The sequence below is a fragment of the Bradyrhizobium sp. dw_411 genome (assembly GCF_018449695.1).
Lineage (GTDB): Bacteria > Pseudomonadota > Alphaproteobacteria > Rhizobiales > Xanthobacteraceae > Bradyrhizobium.
Genome location: NZ_JAAVUY010000001.1, coordinates 205,784 through 220,623, shown reverse-complemented (window position 1 = coordinate 220,623; position 14,840 = coordinate 205,784). Strand labels below are relative to the sequence as shown.

The following is a 14,840-nucleotide window of genomic DNA, read 5'->3' as shown; positions in this document are numbered from 1 at the left end:
CCTTCGAGACGCCATGCTCCGCATGGCTCCTCAGGATGAGGGCTACACCACTGGCACGCCCGTCTTTCTTGCCGGCTCGATCAGCTCCGGCCGCGGGCCGCTCAGGCGCTTGTGCATGTGGACCATGAACGCCATGCCGAATAGCGGCGTCGCCAGATTGACGACCGGGATCGACACGAACGCGGCGATGAAGAGTCCTGATGTGAACACCAGCGCCGCATTTTGCTTGCGCATCGCCTTGGCTTCCGCAGGCGGGCGGAATCGCATCGCCGCCAGTTCGAAATATTCCCGTCCCAACAGCCATGCGGTCGCGATGAAGAACCCGATAAAGCCGACGCCGGCGAAAAACACGAACGGCAATGCGATCAGATAGACCAGGATCGTCAGCAGCGCCGTCTTGGTGCCCTCGGTGATCGCGACACCAAGCGGCAGCGCCATGCCGGGACGCTCCGCCGGATAATGTTCGCGCTCGACATGCTCGGCGATTTCGTCGACGAAAAAGCTCGCAACCAGCGAGGTGATCGCGGGCATCAGGAATACTGCGCCGAACACAACGCCGAGACCGGCCGCGATCGAGACGATCCATGCCAGCACATTGAGCGGTGTATGAAACCCGGGGCCGAGCATCGCTTCGGCCCAGCCTTCGCCTGAGGTCGCAAACCAGCTCAGCAGCCGCTGCAGGCCGATCGCCAATACCACGATCAGCACCAGCGCGAGGCCGATCGATCGCCACAGGATCGAGCGCATCGGCGGGGACAGGATTTGGGAGAGCGCCTTGACGGCGGCGTCCAACATGATGGCGGGTTCCTCTGCGACAGACCTCGCCAGAGGTAGAGACGCTTTTGCAGTTCGGCAAGGGCCGAACCGGGTCAGGCAAAAGCCGCTGGACGGGCACAGGGCGCGTTCGATGAACGCGTGCGCAGCCCTATTTCTTAAGCAGGAAGCGCCGTTTCCTGGTCAATCGCTTCAGGAACAAGCGGCGGCGACTTGATCGTTTCTGGAAACACGCCGAATTGGCCTGCTACCTCCTGGAGCGGCTTTTGCTTGTCGGCCCAGTGCAGGGAAGTGTAGTCGAAACCATGCACGATGGTGGGTTTGACGATTTCGAAATAGGGCGAAATGTCGAAATCACGGGGCATGTAGAGCGAAGAGTCACGGATATGCAGAATTTCGCGGCGAGCCTGACGGGAGCCCGCGCGCGTGATCCGGGGCAGGATCGGATAGCGCACGGCGTCGAAGGCCTGCGCGATCAGGGCCGAGCAGATGATCTTGGTGGGATCGCCGGAACCGAAGGCGATCATCCGGCGCCGCCAGCGCTGCGGGATCGGCAGCGGAATCAGATAGCGCATCAGGTCGAGAATATTCTTGGTGTCGTAGCCGAAGCCGATCCGGTTGATGGCATAACGGCACACCGTGTTGCGGTCCTCGAACATCAGGCCGACCGGCCGGCATAGCCGCGTGTGATAGGGAAAATATTTCGACAGCGGCGCCGAGGTCACGCCCTCGCCGATATTGGCCTCGATCAGGACATGCGGCTCGCCGTCGGGCTCGGTCGCGCCGTCGATCGCACCGACGAACAGCGCGGCATGCGACCATGTGGATTGCGTGAGATATTTGATGATGCCGGAAACCCGGTTGTTGCCTTCGACCAGCAGCACATCGCCGGGTTCGATCAGGCCGCGCAGATGTTCCGGGTCGCTCGGCGTGAACGGCTCATAACCCGGCACTTCCTTTTGCAGGTAGGAAGCGATCAGCTTTCCGACGGTATCGAGCACCATGCCCATGGATTCCCCCCGGCGGTCTTTTCGACCGCATTTTTGTGGTTCTTAGCATGGTCGAAAGCCGTTGCAATTTAGTTCATGCCAAAAGCGTATCAATCATGATTGATTCACCATGATGGTTGCCGCTCTCGCCCCGATACGGCAAGTTCGCTAGATGTTCTCGTTGGTTTAAAAGGTTCGGAAACCCTGACATGACAATTACGCGGCGCGATTTCCTGTCGGCTTCCGCGGCCCTTGCGCTGACGCCGCTCTTGGGCGCCCGCGCGTGGGGGGCTTCATTGCCGCGCGAGGCCGATATTGTCGTGATCGGCGCGGGCGCAGCCGGTATTGCCGCGGCGCGGCGGATCCAGGCCGCCAACCGCAAGGTGATCGTGGTGGAGGCCTCCGCCCAGATCGGCGGGCGCTGCCTCACGGATACAACGACCTTCGAGGTGCCGTTCGATCGCGGCGCGCGATGGCTGCACAATCCCGATACCAACCCGATGGTCAAGCTCGCGCGCGCCGCCGGGCTCGAGATTTCGACGGCGCCGCCTGGTCAGAAAATCCGCATCGGCCGCCGTTACGCCCGGCCCGGGGAAACCGAGGAATTTCTGGCGGCATTGGTGCGCACCAACCGCGCCTTCGATGAAGCTTCCCGCAAGGGAGATGTGTCCTGCGCGTCCGTCTTGCCCAAGGAACTCGGCGATTGGACCGCCACGGCGGACTTTGTGCTTGGCGCCAATGCGACGGGCAAGGATCTCAAGGATATTTCCGTCGTCGACAAGACCCGCGCGCAGGACCGCAATGCCACGCTGGCCTGCCGCCAGGGTCTGGGGACGTTGATAGCCAGGCTCGGCGAGCAGGTCCCGCTGGCGCTGTCGACACCGGCCAATCAAGTCAGTTGGAGCAACCGCGACGTCACGGTGGAGACACCGGCCGGCAAGATCAACGCGCGTGCCGCCATCATTACCGTGTCGAGCAATGTGCTGGCGGCGGGCAATATCAAATTCACGCCGGATATTCCCAAGCGCCAGCTCGACGCGGCGTCGAAATTGAATCTCGGCAGCTACGACCACATCGCGCTGCAGATGCCGGGCAATCCGCTGGGCCTTGGCCGCGACGAACTGATCATGGAGCAGAGTAATTCGACGCGCACCGCGTTGCTGTTCGCCAATATGGGATCGTCATCGTTGTGCTCGATCGATGTCGCGGGTTCGTTCGGCCGCGATCTCTCAGCCCAAGGCGAGGCGGCGATGGTGGCTTTCGCGGTGGAATGGCTGTCAAAACTGTTCGGTAGCGATGTGGCGGCCGCGGTCAAGAAATCCAGCGCCACGCGCTGGAATGCCGCGCCTTACGCGCAGGGCGCGATGTCGGTCGCCGGTCCGGGCAACCAGCCTTCGCGAAAAGTTCTCGCCGAGCCGATCGGCTGCATGTTTCTTGCCGGCGAAGCGACCCATGAGACGATGTGGGGCACGGTCGACGGCGCCTGGGAAAGCGGCGAGCGCGCTGCCGACGCAGCATTGCGCAAGATCGGCGCGCTGCGGGATGAGCCGGAGCCAGCCCCGGCGCGCACAACAAAGCGCCGCGCGGCGCCGGTGAGGTCGGCGATACCGAGTTCGCCTATTAATTGAGGGGTCTTTCTTACCTCTCCCCTTGTGGGAGAGGTCGGATCACATCTTCAGATGTGATCCGGGTGAGGGGTTACGGACCATCGATAGACCTGAACCCCTCACCCCAACCCTCTCCCACAAGGGGAGAGGGGGGGCACTGTCGGTATTGTTGCAGATCGATTCAATCTCACCATACCCTACCGCAACGCGCCGCCAGTCTTCTTGCTGACCTCAGCCACGATCTTCGCCGCGACCGCATCGATTTCCTGATCGGTCAGGGTTTTCTCGCGCGGCTGGATCGTCACGGCGATGGCGACGGATTTCTTGCCGTCTTCGACGCCCTTGCCTTCATAGACGTCGAACACGGTGACAGCCGTGATCAGTTGCTTGTCGACGCCTTGCGCGGCACGCACGATGTCGCCGGCCTTGACGCTGCGATCGACGGTGAAGGCAAAGTCGCGTGACACCGGCTGGAACGCCGAGAGTTCGAGCACCGGCTTGGCGCGGGTCGGCTTCTGCTTCGCTGCGGGAATTCGATCCAGAATCACCTCAAACGCAATCAGCGGGCCGTCAGCCTTGAGTGCTTCCAGCGTGCGCGGATGCAGCTCGCCGAAATATCCCAGCACATTTTGCGGACCGATCTGGATGGCGCCGGAACGGCCGGGATGCAGCCAGTTGGCCCCACCAGATACGATCTGCAACGCCTGCATCGGCGCGCCGGCGGCGGCGAGCACCGCGAACGCATCGGCCTTGGCGTCGAGCGCATCTGCGGTCACGGAGCCGGACCAGTGCCGGCCGATGCCCCGCGAGGATGCAAAGCCGTGGCGTACACCGGCGGCTGCGATCAATTGGTCTTCCGGCCTATCGCCTTTGAATATTTGACCCACTTCAAACAGCGCGACATCCGGAAATCCGCGATCGGCATTGGCCTGCGCGGCGGCGACCAGGCCCGGCAGCAGGCTCGGCCGCATGTCCGACAGATCCGACGCAATCGGATTGGCGAGCGCGAGTTCGCTTTTGCCGCCGCCGAACAATTCGGCATGCGGCTTGGAGATGAACGACCATGTCACGGCTTCGACCATGCCGCGCGTCGCAAGCGCGCGCTTGGCGCGGCGGGTGCGCAACTGGATCGAACTGAGGATCGGCTTGCGTGGCGCGTCGCCGCGTTCGAACGGCGTCATCGGCACTTTATCGACGCCGACGATGCGCACGATCTCCTCGACAATGTCGGCCTTGCCATGCACATCCGAACGCCAGGACGGCACCGCGACCTTCACAACCGGCCCGCTGCCGGCCACCATGAAGCCGAGATGGCTCAGAATGCGCTTGGCTTCCGGTAACGGCACATCGATGCCGGCCAGACGTTTGGTTTCCGCGAGCGGAAAATCGATCACGCGATCTTCGCCGAACGCATTGCCGGCGACGATATTCTCCGACGGCGTGCCGCCGCACAGTTCCATCACCAGCCGCGTCGCCATCTCCAGCCCCGGCAGCATGAAGGCCGGATCGACGCCGCGCTCGAACCGGTAGCGCGCATCCGAATTGATGCCGAGCTTGCGGCCGGTCTGCGCGATGTTGATTTCGTTCCACAGCGCGGATTCGATCAGCACGTCGGTGGTGTCTTCGGAACAGCCCGAGGCCTCGCCGCCCATGATGCCGGCCAGCGATTCAACGCCGTGTTCGTCTGAAATCACACAGACATTGCGATCGAGGGTGTAAGTGCGGCCGTCCAGCGCCAGCAGCGTCTCGCCGTCGCGCGCGTGGCGTACGGTGAGATTGCCTTTTACTTTTGCGGCGTCGAACACATGCAGCGGCCGGGCGCGGTCATAGGTCATGAAGTTGGTGATATCGACCAGCGCGTTGATCGGGCGCAGGCCAATCGAGGTCAGGCGCTTCTGCAGCCATTCCGGCGACGGGCCGTTCTTGACGCCGCGCACCAGGCGCAGCGCGAAGCCCGGACAGAGCGAAGTGTCTTCGATCGTCACCTTCACGGGACAGAGGAATTCGCCCTTGATTGGCTTGATGCCGGGGTCTTTGAATTTCCCCATGTCGGCGGCGAACAGATCGCGCGCGATGCCGTGCACGCCGGTGCAGTCCTGCCGGTTCGGCGTCAGATTGATCTCGATCACGGGATCGCCGAGCCCGGCCCATTGCGCGTATCCGGCGCCGAGCGGTGCGTCGGCCGGCAATTCCATGATGCCGTCGTGGTCTTCGGAAATCTGCAGCTCGGCTGCCGAGCACAGCATGCCGCGGCTCTCGACGCCCCGGATGGTGCCGACGCCGAGCGTGATGTTCTTGCCGGGAATGAACGTGCCGGGCGGCGAAAACACGCTGACAAGACCGGCCCGCGCATTCGGCGCGCCGCATACGACCTGTACCGGCGCGGCACCGTTACCCGTATCGACCATGCAGACCCGCAACCGGTCCGCATTGGGGTGCTGTTCGGCGGAAATCACCCGCGCAATCGTAAACGGCGCCAGCGCCTTCGCCTTGTCCTCGATATGCTCGACCTCAAGCCCGATCATGGTGAGCTTCTCGGCGAGCTTTTCCAGGGGCTCGTCGGTGTCGAGATATTCCTTCAGCCAGGAGAGAGTGAATTTCACGAACTCAGTCCTCCCGCCAGCGTCGGGACATCGAGCGGTTTGAAGCCATAATGGCTGAGCCAGCGGACGTCGCTTTCGAATAGCTGCCGCAGATCGGACATGCCGTATTTCAGCATCGCGATGCGGTCGATGCCCATGCCCCAGGCGAAGCCTTGGTAGACGTCGGGATCGATGCCGCAGGCGCGCAGCACGTTCGGGTGCACCATGCCGCAGCCGAGAATCTCCAGCCAGTCCTCGCCTTCACCGAAGCGAATTTCGCCCTTGTCGCGCCGGCACTGGATGTCGACTTCGAGCGACGGTTCGGTGAACGGGAAGAACGACGGGCGGAAGCGCATGTTGATGTTGTCAACCTCGAAGAATGCCTTGCAGAATTCATGCAGGATCCATTTGAGGTGGCCGAGATGCGAGCCCTTGTCGATCACCAGGCCTTCGACCTGGTGAAACTGCGGCGTATGGGTCGCGTCGGAATCGATGCGATAGGTGCGGCCCGGGCAGACGATGCGGATCGGCGGCTTTTGCGTCAGCATGGTGCGGACCTGCACCGGCGACGTGTGGGTTCGCAGCAGCATGCGCGAGCCGTCTTCCTTCGGATTGAAGAAGAACGTGTCGTGCATCTCGCGCGCCGGATGGCCTTCCGGGAAATTCAGCTTGGTGAAGTTGTAATCGTCGGTTTCGATATCCGGACCTTCGGCGATCGAGAATCCCATATCGGCGAAGATGGTCGTCAGCTCGTCCATCACCTGGCTGAGCGGATGGATCCGGCCCTGCTCCGCCGGGGTTTCGCGCAGCGGCAGCGTGACGTCGATGGTTTCGGAGGCGAGCCGCGCGTCGAGCGCTGCGGATTTAAGGATATCGCGGCGCGCGGTCAGCGCCTGCGTGACGGTGTCTTTGGCGAGATTGATCGCCGCACCTTGGGTTTTGCGCTCGTCCGGCGACATCTTGCCGAGCGTCGCCAGCAAGGCCGAGATCGATCCCTTCTTGCCGAGCGCTGCGACGCGCACCGCTTCAAGCGCGGCTTCGTCACCGGCGGCGGCGATCTCTGCGAGGATTTGGGATTCAAGTTGGGCGAGATCGGTCATGGCAATCCTTTTTGGCCAGGATGCTGAAGTCGCTACCCCTAGCCCGTCATGGCCGGCATCGCAGACAAGTCTACGCGATCTGCGTAACACAGACCGCTATGGCCGGGCATGACGACTTCACACACTTCGCACAGCCCCAACAGGGCAGCGCCTTACGCCGCCAGCGCGGCCTTGGCCTTTTCGGCGATCGCCTGGAATGCCGCCGGCTCATTGATCGCGAGATCCGATAGCACCTTGCGGTCGACCGTGATGCCCGACTTGGAGAGGCCGTTGATAAAGACGCTGTAGGTCATGCCGAACGGACGCACCGCGGCATTGAGACGCTGGATCCACAACGCGCGGAAGGTGCGCTTCTTGCGCTTGCGGTCGCGGAACGCATATTGCCCGGCCTTGTCGACGGCGGCCTTGGCGGCGCGGATGGTGTTCTTGCGGCGGCCGTAAAAACCCTTGGCGGCCTTGTAGACTTTCTTGTGCTTGGCGTGAGAGGTCACACCGCGTTTAACGCGAGACATGACGGGTCTCCTTCATGAAATGGGTGACGGATCAGCCGCGCGGGCGCGGCTCGGCTAAAATGGACCGCGTGCGCGGCCTGAACGATCAGGCGTTCGGCAAGAAATATTTCTTGATGTTGTCGCCGTCGGTCTTGAACAGCACGCGGGTGCCGCGAAGCTGACGAATCTGCTTTTTCGTCCGCTTGATCATGCCGTGGCGTTTGCCGCGCTGGGCGGCCAGTACTTTGCCGGTGGCAGTCACCTTGAAGCGCTTTTTAGCGCCCGATTTGGTCTTCAGCTTGGGCATTTGGCTCTCCTATAGGCCACAGAAAAATGCGCCCGGAGGGCGCTTTCGCGGCTAAAATGCTCGTTAGAGCGTTGAAAGTGCTCGGTTATTTCCTAGTGGTCACAACCAGCACGGACATCGACACGGCAGCCCTTGATCAGCCGGGCGATGAAGCGTGGGCTTATGGCAGAGACGGACCCAATTGGCAACAATGAACCATGGAACCGTAATATCAGACGTATAGGCTGACCTCGTGCGGAACCGAGCTAAAACAGGGAAAACATGCCCATATCAGCCCAATCGATTGCCCATTCCATTAATTTCGGGCGCTTGAGCGCCCTGCGATCCATTTTTGCGGCTGTCGTTTTTGGCGCCGTCGCGATGTCCGCGCCCTCCGGCGCACAGGCTGCGATGGCCAGGCCGGGTGCCTTTGACGGGACCTGGAACGTGACCTTCGCCACCCAGGCAGGTAATTGCAGTTCCGACCACACGGTCCCCTTCAACGTGGCCGGTACTCACCTTTCGTCGGCAGGGGGCGGCAAGGTCACTGGCGGGATCAGTCCCCGCGGCAACGTTTCCGTCAAAATTTCGGTTGGCGCTTCGGTCGCGACCGGCCGCGGCAGGCTTGCCGGCAATTCTGGCAGCGGCCGATGGAGCGGGATCATTACCGGCGACAAGTGCAGCGGTAGCTGGCGGGCCGTTAGAAGCTGATCTGCTCCGGCACCTAACTCTCTAAATCGTCGTCCCTGCGAGAGCAGGGACCCATACGCCGTGCCCTGTCATTAAGGGCACGCGCGTAGAGACCTTTGGCAACAACTGAGATCGGTGACTATGGGTCCCTGCTTTCGCAGGGACGATAGCTAGCTGTTTGCGCGATTAGCGCGGAGCCAGAACCATGACGACCTGGCGGCCTTCGAAACGTGCGTCCTGCTCGACCTTGGCAAACTCCGCGACGTCGGTCTTGACCTTGTCCAGAAGCTTGGTGCCGATTTCCTGGTGCGCCATTTCGCGGCCACGATAGCGCAAGGTGATCTTGACCTTGTCGCCCTCCTCGAAGAACCGCTGCATCGCGCGCATCTTCACGTCGTAATCGTGATCGTCGATCATCGGCCGAAGCTTGATCTCCTTGATCTCGACGACCTTCTGTTTCTTGCGAGCTTCCGCGGCTTTCTTCTGCGCGGAATATTTGAACTTCCCGTAATCCATAATCTTGCAAACGGGAGGACTGGTGTTCGGCGAAATCTCCACGAGGTCCATGCCGGCCTCGAGTGCCATCTTGACGGCGGTCACTGTCTCGACCGTGCCGTGGTTCAGGCCGGTCTGATCGATCAGCTGAACTTGTGCGTTGCGGATTTCATCGTTGGTGCGCGGCCCGTCTTTGGCGGCGGCGGGCGGGGCTCTGTTGGGACGGCGAATGGGTAACTCTCCAAGGTTGTGAACGAAGGCAACAGTGTGAAGGAATACGGCTCAACGGGCAAGCAAACTTGCTCGAATACGCGCACGAAACCATCAAATGCGAGGCATTTTGGCCACGCTGGCTAACGCCGGCGGGACGATATTGCTCAGAACTGTCCACATAGCGGCCGGGCGGATGTTCCGCAATGCCCGAGAGACTGTCAGGAGCCAATCGAGAGCGGTATTGGCGTCCGTTGACGGATCGTGTGTGCTCACTCAAACAGCAGCCAAACAGAGTAATGATCCATGACCCATTCCACGGCAGCCGGACCTGAACCGGTTTTTATTGAGGTCGGCCAGACCCGGGACAGCGAAACTGTCGGTCAGACCCAGGACAGCGGAACGCGCCGCATCGCCGTGCGGGCCCGCTCCGGCGGCGCGCCGGGGCTGTTCTGGCTCGGCGGTTTTAAATCGGACATGCAGGGCACCAAGGCCATCGCGCTGGACGCATGGGCAGCCGAGCACCATCGCGCCTGCGTCAGATTCGATTATTCCGGCCATGGCGAATCCGGCGGCGCGTTCATCGACGGCACCATCGGGCGCTGGCTGGAAGAAAGCGTCGCAGTGTTTGAACAGTTTTGTCAGGGACCACAGGTCGTGATCGGTTCCTCGATGGGCGGCTGGATGGCGCTGTTGCTGGCGCGCGAACTCTTGAAGCGACCGGCGAGCCTGATGTCGCTGGCCGGGCTGGTGCTGATCGCGCCGGCGCCGGATTTCACCGAAGAATTGATGTGGAAAGGCTTTTCACCAGAAGTGAAGCACGAGATCGAGACCAACGGCGTGTGGTTGCGGCCGTCGGAATATGGCGAGCCTTATCCGATCACGCGCACGCTGATCGAAGAGGGGCGACGGCATCTGTTGCTCGGCAGTGCGATCGAGGTGGGCTGCCCGATCCGCATTCTTCAGGGCGCGCAGGATCCGGATGTGCCGTGGCGGCATGCCTTTGCGCTGGCGCACCGGCTGCCGGTCGATGACGTGGTGCTGACGGTAATCCAGGACGGCGATCACCGCCTGTCGCGGCCGCAGGACATCGCGCGCATGCTCGCGGCGGTCGCGGAGATTGGGTGAGATTTTGATGCTGTCATTCCGGGGCGGCGCGATAGCGCCGAACCCGGAATCTCGAGATTCCGGGTTCAATGCTGCGCATTGCCCCGGAATGACGGAGTAAACATCAGGCGTTTTGCCACTCCGCGCGAACGGTTTCGTCCGTCTCATAACTCGCGGTCTTCGCCGCGAGCGCCGCAAACTCATCCGGCGCCGTCAATTGCGACAGCGCCCACACCGCGGCGCCGCGAACCAGCGGGCTTTCATCATCGAGCAGATGCTTGGCCTCGATGGCCAACGCGGCATCGTTCGAATTGCCGATCGCGATCAGCACATTGCGGATGAAGCGGTCGCGGCCGATGCGTTTGACCGGTGATTTCGTAAACAGCGCGCGAAACGCCGCATCGTCGAGCCGCGCCAGCGCGGCAAGATCGGGCGCGCGCAATTCATCGCGTGCCGCGAGTTTGGACTCATGGCCGGCCTGCGCAAATTTGTTCCAGGGGCAAACCGCGAGGCAATCGTCGCAGCCATAGATGCGATTGCCGATGGCTTTACGAAATTCGTGCGGGATCGGGCCTTTATTTTCGATGGTGAGATACGAAATGCAGCGCCGCGCATCGAGTTTGTAGGGCGCGGGAAAGGCCGCGGTCGGGCAGGCATCGAGGCAGGCCCGGCATGAGCCGCAATGATCGGTATCGGCTTCATCGCGCGGCAGTTCCGCCGCCGTATAGATCGCACCGAGAAACAGCCACGAGCCCAGCTCGCGCGAAACCAGATTCGTATGCTTGCCCTGCCAGCCCAGTCCCGCCGCCTGCGCCAGCGGTTTTTCCATTACCGCGGCGGTGTCGACGAATACCTTGACCTCTTCGCAGGTCGCCGCGACCAGCCATCGCGCCAGCGCCTTCAGGCGCTTCTTGATCAAGTCGTGATAATCATCGCCGCGCGCATAGACCGAGATCGCGCCGCGGCTTCGTTGTTGCAGGATCGAAAGCGGATTCTCGTCGGGGCCATAATTGACGCCCAGCATGATCACCGAGCGTACGCCCGGCCACAGTACGCGCGGATCGGTACGGCGCTGCGGATTGGCTGCCAGCCAATCCATGTCGCCATGCGCGCCGGCCTCGAGGAATTCGCGGAAATACTGGCCGGCCTTCGCGATCGCATCGGGATCGGTGATGCCGATGCAATCGAAGCCTAGCGCGCGCGCTTCGTCGGCAAGTTTTTGCTTGATCTCAGCAGGAGCAAGCCTGGCTTGTGTACTCAGAAGTCGAGGTCCACATAGGTCCGCGACGCCGGGACGCCCGCCAGCCATTCGCTCAGCAGCGGACGGAACGAGGGGCGGGATTTCACCCGCGCGTACCACGCCTTTGCCGCGTCGTCCTCGATCCATGGCACGTCGCCCAGATAATCGATCGCCGAAAGATGCGCCGCGGCGGCGAGGTCCGCATAGGTAAGCTGGTCGCCGGCCAGAAAATTCCGCGTCTGCGCCAGCCAGCCGATATAGGCCAGATGATAGCGTACATTTGCCTTGGCCGCGCGGATCACTTCGGCGGTCGGCGCGCCGCCGCCATCGCCCTCGCTCATGAAGCGCTTATAGATTCGCTCGGTGACCAGCGGATTGGACGCTTCCTCGAAAAATTTTTCGTTGAACCACGCCATCAGCCGGCGCACTTCGACACGCTCATTGACACCTGTCGGCATCAGCCGGCGCTCTTGCATCTCGGCGCCGTGAACTTCATCGAGATATTCGGCGATAATGGCGGCACCTGGAATCGGCGGCCGGCCTTCGGCTGTCAGCACCGGCGTGGTGCCCGCGGGATTCAGCGCGAGAAACGCCTCGCGCCGTTCCCAGACCCGCTCTTCCACCAGACGCAGATCGAGACCGTGTTCGCCGATCGCCAGGCGAATGAAGCGCGAATGCGGGCAGAACGGATGATGAAACAGCGTGAACATGAAGTCCTTGATAAAGTCGCGGTGCTTAAAAAACTCTCACCGCCGAGACGTGCGCCAACCTACAGAAGCGGACGAACGAGGCAACCCTGTGTTTTCGTATTTTGACGTTGCGGCGGGCAGGGGAATAAGCGAGAAGAACCCGGCTTTTTTCGGTCGGGCTGATCACAACGGAACGGATCATGATGTCTGATGCAATAAGGGCGGTAATTCTCGGGATTATCGAAGGCGTCACTGAATTTCTACCGGTGTCCTCGACGGGCCATCTGCTGCTGGCCCAGCGTTTCTTCGGCCTCGGCGATGGCAGTTTCTGGCAGAGCTTCGCGGTTCTGATTCAGCTTGGCGCCATTCTCGCGATTGTCGTGATCTACTTCGCCAAATTGTGGAACATCGCGCTCGGCATGTTCTCCAATCCGGAAGATCGCCGCTTCGTCATCGGCGTGCTGGTGGCGTTTCTGCCGGCGGCCGTTATCGGCGCGCTCGCCGGCGGCCTGATCAAATCCTATCTGTTCAATCCGTGGGTGGTGTGCTTTTCGCTGATCGTCGGCGGCGCGATCCTGCTGTGGGTCGATCAGCTCGATCACAAACCGCATGAATATGATGCGACGAAATTTCCGCTGCCGATGTATCTGGCGATCGGATTTGCACAGTGCCTCGCGATGATCCCGGGCGTGTCACGCTCCGGCGCCAGCATCGTCGCGGCGATGCTGCTCGGCGCCGAGAAGCGCGCGGCGGCGGAATTCTCGTTCTTTCTCGCGATCCCGACTATGGTCGGTGCGTTCGCCTATGATCTCTACAAGAACCGCGGCGAGATGACGTCGGACCACCTCGGGGTCATCGCGATCGGCTTCGTGGTGTCTTTCGTCACCGCGATCATCGTGGTGAAGACGTTCCTCAGCTACGTCACCCGCCACGGCTTCACGCTGTTCGCGTGGTGGCGCGTGATCGTCGGCACGCTCGGGCTGATTGCGCTGGCGATGGGGCGGTAAAGCGGGAAGCGTAGGGTGGGCAAAGGCGTTTGCGCCGTGCCCACCATCCTCGCAGCGATTGCGCTTGTTGTGGTGGGCACGCTTCGCTTTGCCCACCCTACGGATCTGGCGTGAGGCGGTGACAGTCCCTCATGGTGAGGAGCGCGCTTGGCGCGCGTCTCGAACCATCTGGCACACGCCATCCGCGTCCATCCTTCGAGACGCATCGCTTTGCGATGTTCCTCAGGATGAGGAGCACGCCAGTGGCTTACGCGCTCTTCTTCTGAAACTGCCCGGCGGCGCGGAAGCGCCAGAGATATTGCGGCGCGATCGCTTCCAGCGAATCCGGCACAATGCCCAGGCCTTCCAGCGTGAGCCCGGCGGCTTTCGCCGCATCCGACACCACATTGTCGCTGCGGAGTAGCGTCACCTGATCCGGCGTCAGTTTCAGCGCGCCCGGCGCGAATTGCAGGAACGTGGCCTTGAGTTTTGCGAGCCCGAACGGCAGCGATACCAGCATGCGGTTACGCTCGGTGGTCGCGAGAATGATTTCCATGATTTCGCGCATCGTCAGCACTTCCGGGCCGCCGAGTTCATAGGTCGCGCCGGCCTTGGTCTTGCCGTCGACGGCGTCCGCAACCGCGGTTGCGATATCGCCGACATAGACCGGCTGCAATTTGGTCGCCCCGCCGCCGATCAGCGGCAGCACCGGCGACATCCGGGCCAGCGCGGCAAAGCGGTTGGTAAACTGATCCTCGGGCCCGAACACGACCGAAGGCCGCAGGATCGTCGCCGAGGGGATGGCCGAGAGCACGGCCTTTTCGCCGGCCGCCTTGGCGCGGGCGTAACGCGACTCCGAATTCTCATCGGCGCCGATGGCCGAGATATGCACCATCCGTGCGCCAGCCGCAGCCGCGGCCTTGGCCACGGTGCCTGCGCCCGTGCCTTGCACGGCGTCAAAGGTCTGCGCACCGCTTTCGGTCAGGATACCCACCAGATTGATCGCGACGTGGGAATCGCGCATCGCGGCCTCGACCGACGCCGGATAGCGCAGATTGGCCTGGACGGCGTGAATCTGGCCGACTTTCCCGAGGGGCTGCAGATGCCCGGCCAGTTCCGGCCGCCGCACCGCGACCCGGACGCGGTAATCGCGCTTGCACAGCGCGCGGACTACATTTCGCCCCAGAAAACCCGATCCTCCGAAAACCGTAACCAGGGTGTCCGAATTCGATGCCATGGGGGTCATTTCCTGTCAGCCAAAGTCCCAAGAAACTTATTAAGAGATTTTCCAAGGGACTTATGAGGGGATTCACGAAGGGATTCCGGGATTGTTTAGCGCTTTCGCGCCGCGTCGTCATGTCCCGCAGAGCAGTATATTTGGTCCCCCGGTCGCCAATTTGACAAGCGCGCGACCGATCCGTAGTAACCGCCCCTAATGCCCAGGTGGCGGAATTGGTAGACGCGCTGGCTTCAGGTGCCAGTGGCTTAACGGCCGTGAAGGTTCGAGTCCTTTCCTGGGCACCATCCGGTGCTTTTTGCACGAAATCCGGCGGATCGGATCTGTCGTTAGCCGGTGCGGGATCGCCGCATTGGG

The 14,840-nt window shown here is 62.1% G+C and carries 14 protein-coding genes and 1 tRNA gene; 5 read left to right on the top strand and 10 right to left on the bottom strand.

From position 1 onward, the window contains the following. Nucleotides 1-42: 42 nt before the first annotated feature. Nucleotides 43-795, bottom strand: a complete 753-nt coding sequence (locus HB676_RS01000) for a sulfate transporter family protein (RefSeq protein WP_213735781.1) — start codon at nt 793-795, stop codon at nt 43-45. A gap of 137 nt (nt 796-932) precedes the next feature. Beyond that, nucleotides 933-1,784 (bottom strand): YiiX/YebB-like N1pC/P60 family cysteine hydrolase, encoded by an 852-nt coding sequence (locus tag HB676_RS00995; RefSeq protein ID WP_218625595.1) that lies wholly within the window; start codon nt 1,782-1,784, stop codon nt 933-935. 188 nt (nt 1,785-1,972) lie between these two features. On the opposite strand from HB676_RS00995, the gene HB676_RS00990 reads away from it, so the two are divergent. Then, nucleotides 1,973-3,391, top strand: a complete 1,419-nt coding sequence (locus tag HB676_RS00990) for an NAD(P)/FAD-dependent oxidoreductase (protein ID WP_213735780.1) — start codon at nt 1,973-1,975, stop codon at nt 3,389-3,391. Nucleotides 3,392-3,567: 176 nt separating this feature from the next. On the opposite strand, the gene pheT is transcribed toward HB676_RS00990, so the two are convergent. The 4 genes from pheT to rpmI all read right to left on the bottom strand — a co-directional run bounded on the left by pheT (nt 3,568) and on the right by rpmI (nt 7,850). Further along, complete coding sequence (pheT, locus tag HB676_RS00985) at nt 3,568-5,973, bottom strand: phenylalanine--tRNA ligase subunit beta (RefSeq protein WP_213735779.1); 2,406 nt, start codon at nt 5,971-5,973, stop codon at nt 3,568-3,570. After that, the gene (pheS, locus tag HB676_RS00980; protein WP_213735778.1) at nt 5,970-7,052 is read right to left on the bottom strand and encodes a phenylalanine--tRNA ligase subunit alpha; all 1,083 of its coding nucleotides are present in this window, start codon (nt 7,050-7,052) and stop codon (nt 5,970-5,972) included. Before pheS ends, pheT begins: the two co-directional genes overlap by 4 nt. 152 nt (nt 7,053-7,204) lie before the next feature. Continuing rightward, the gene (rplT, locus tag HB676_RS00975; protein ID WP_213735777.1) at nt 7,205-7,564 is read right to left on the bottom strand and encodes a 50S ribosomal protein L20; all 360 of its coding nucleotides are present in this window, start codon (nt 7,562-7,564) and stop codon (nt 7,205-7,207) included. 85 nt (nt 7,565-7,649) lie between these two features. Beyond that, nucleotides 7,650-7,850, bottom strand: coding sequence for a 50S ribosomal protein L35 (gene rpmI, locus HB676_RS00970; RefSeq protein ID WP_213735776.1), 201 nt, complete (start codon nt 7,848-7,850; stop codon nt 7,650-7,652). A gap of 360 nt (nt 7,851-8,210) precedes the next feature. On the opposite strand from rpmI, the gene HB676_RS00965 reads away from it, so the two are divergent. Beyond that, the gene (locus HB676_RS00965) at nt 8,211-8,540 is read left to right on the top strand and encodes a hypothetical protein (protein ID WP_213735775.1); all 330 of its coding nucleotides are present in this window, start codon (nt 8,211-8,213) and stop codon (nt 8,538-8,540) included. 165 nt (nt 8,541-8,705) lie between these two features. On the opposite strand, the gene infC is transcribed toward HB676_RS00965, so the two are convergent. Continuing rightward, nucleotides 8,706-9,245, bottom strand: a complete 540-nt coding sequence (infC, locus tag HB676_RS00960; RefSeq protein ID WP_213736103.1) for a translation initiation factor IF-3 — start codon at nt 9,243-9,245, stop codon at nt 8,706-8,708. Nucleotides 9,246-9,530: 285 nt separating this feature from the next. Here infC and HB676_RS00955 point away from each other — a divergent pair, with 285 nt between their 5' ends. Then, nucleotides 9,531-10,352 (top strand): alpha/beta hydrolase, encoded by an 822-nt coding sequence (locus tag HB676_RS00955; protein WP_213735774.1) that lies wholly within the window; start codon nt 9,531-9,533, stop codon nt 10,350-10,352. A gap of 103 nt (nt 10,353-10,455) precedes the next feature. On the opposite strand, the gene queG is transcribed toward HB676_RS00955, so the two are convergent. Both queG and HB676_RS00945 read right to left on the bottom strand, forming a co-directional pair. Further along, nucleotides 10,456-11,640, bottom strand: a complete 1,185-nt coding sequence (gene queG, locus HB676_RS00950) for a tRNA epoxyqueuosine(34) reductase QueG (RefSeq protein ID WP_213735773.1) — start codon at nt 11,638-11,640, stop codon at nt 10,456-10,458. After that, on the bottom strand, nt 11,589-12,281 hold the full coding sequence (locus HB676_RS00945) for a glutathione S-transferase family protein (protein ID WP_213735772.1): 693 nt from the start codon (nt 12,279-12,281) through the stop codon (nt 11,589-11,591). Before HB676_RS00945 ends, queG begins: the two co-directional genes overlap by 52 nt. Nucleotides 12,282-12,460: 179 nt before the next feature. On the opposite strand from HB676_RS00945, the gene HB676_RS00940 reads away from it, so the two are divergent. Beyond that, nucleotides 12,461-13,267 carry an undecaprenyl-diphosphate phosphatase gene (locus HB676_RS00940; RefSeq protein ID WP_213735771.1) on the top strand — a complete coding sequence of 269 codons (807 nt, stop codon included), beginning with the start codon at nt 12,461-12,463 and terminating at the stop codon, nt 13,265-13,267. A gap of 247 nt (nt 13,268-13,514) precedes the next feature. On the opposite strand, the gene HB676_RS00935 is transcribed toward HB676_RS00940, so the two are convergent. Then, nucleotides 13,515-14,483 carry a complex I NDUFA9 subunit family protein gene (locus HB676_RS00935; protein ID WP_213735770.1) on the bottom strand — a complete coding sequence of 323 codons (969 nt, stop codon included), beginning with the start codon at nt 14,481-14,483 and terminating at the stop codon, nt 13,515-13,517. A gap of 200 nt (nt 14,484-14,683) precedes the next feature. Between HB676_RS00935 and HB676_RS00930 the strand changes: the two genes are divergently transcribed. Further along, nucleotides 14,684-14,770 (top strand) — tRNA-Leu (locus HB676_RS00930). Nucleotides 14,771-14,840: the final 70 nt, after the last annotated feature.

Excerpts from the sequence above, each read along its gene's own strand:
- HB676_RS00955 (WP_213735774.1), top strand. The coding sequence starts at position 9,531 with ATGACCCATTCCACGGCAGCCGGACCTGAACCGGTTTTTATTGAGGTC.
- rpmI (WP_213735776.1), bottom strand. The coding sequence starts at position 7,850 with ATGCCCAAGCTGAAGACCAAATCGGGCGCTAAAAAGCGCTTCAAGGTG.
- HB676_RS00965 (WP_213735775.1), top strand. The coding sequence starts at position 8,211 with ATGTCCGCGCCCTCCGGCGCACAGGCTGCGATGGCCAGGCCGGGTGCC.
- HB676_RS00935 (WP_213735770.1), bottom strand. The coding sequence starts at position 14,483 with ATGGCATCGAATTCGGACACCCTGGTTACGGTTTTCGGAGGATCGGGT.
- HB676_RS01000 (WP_213735781.1), bottom strand. The coding sequence starts at position 795 with ATGTTGGACGCCGCCGTCAAGGCGCTCTCCCAAATCCTGTCCCCGCCG.
- HB676_RS00945 (WP_213735772.1), bottom strand. The coding sequence starts at position 12,281 with ATGTTCACGCTGTTTCATCATCCGTTCTGCCCGCATTCGCGCTTCATT.
- rplT (WP_213735777.1), bottom strand. The coding sequence starts at position 7,564 with ATGTCTCGCGTTAAACGCGGTGTGACCTCTCACGCCAAGCACAAGAAA.
- HB676_RS00940 (WP_213735771.1), top strand. The coding sequence starts at position 12,461 with ATGATGTCTGATGCAATAAGGGCGGTAATTCTCGGGATTATCGAAGGC.
- queG (WP_213735773.1), bottom strand. The coding sequence starts at position 11,640 with ATGGCTGGCGGGCGTCCCGGCGTCGCGGACCTATGTGGACCTCGACTT.
- pheS (WP_213735778.1), bottom strand. The coding sequence starts at position 7,052 with ATGACCGATCTCGCCCAACTTGAATCCCAAATCCTCGCAGAGATCGCC.
- HB676_RS00995 (WP_218625595.1), bottom strand. The coding sequence starts at position 1,784 with ATGGGCATGGTGCTCGATACCGTCGGAAAGCTGATCGCTTCCTACCTG.
- HB676_RS00990 (WP_213735780.1), top strand. The coding sequence starts at position 1,973 with ATGACAATTACGCGGCGCGATTTCCTGTCGGCTTCCGCGGCCCTTGCG.